Source organism: Pseudomonas sp. GD03875 (assembly GCF_029840585.1).
Lineage (GTDB): Bacteria > Pseudomonadota > Gammaproteobacteria > Pseudomonadales > Pseudomonadaceae > Aquipseudomonas > Aquipseudomonas paralcaligenes.
This window is the reverse complement of the sequence record NZ_JAOCCV010000088.1, coordinates 1-534: the sequence shown is the minus strand read 5'-3', so window position 1 is coordinate 534 and position 534 is coordinate 1. Positions and strand designations below refer to the sequence as shown.

Genomic DNA, 534 nt, shown 5'->3' with positions numbered 1-534 from the left:
CTGGAGCAGCAGCGCCGCGCGCTGTCGCTGGCCAAGACCGAGCTGGCCACGCTGATCAACCTGGCCCCGGGCACCTCGTTCAGCCTGGCCGAGAGCGGCGACTACCCGGTGCCGGAGCTGAAGGTCGAGCTGGCCCAGCTGGAGCAGCTGGCCCTGGCCAACCGCCCGGAACTGCGCGAGCAGGACTACCAGACCCGGATCAGCGCCGCCGAGACCCGCAAGGCCATGCTGCGCCTGCTGCCCGGCCTGGAGTTCTCCGCCGGCGGCCACTACGACAGCAACAGCTTCCTGGTCAACCAGAGCTGGGCCGACTATGGCGTGAAGGTCACCTGGAACCTGTTCAACGTGCTCTCCGCGCCCGCCGCCATCGACGTGGCCAAGGCCGGCCAGCAGGTCGCCGACGCCCGCCGCCAGGCCATGTCCATGGCGGTGCTGGCCCAGCTGTACGTGGCCAATGCCAACTTCCGCGAGTCCCAGCGCCAGTTCCAGACCAGCCAGCAGCTGGCGGCGCTGGACGGCGAGATCGCCGGGCAG

The 534-nt window shown here is 70.4% G+C and carries 1 protein-coding gene; it reads left to right on the top strand.

What is annotated here, in order from left to right:
* A partial coding sequence (locus tag N5D30_RS26090) for a TolC family protein (protein ID WP_279911345.1) occupies positions 1-534 on the top strand: 534 nt, incomplete at both ends.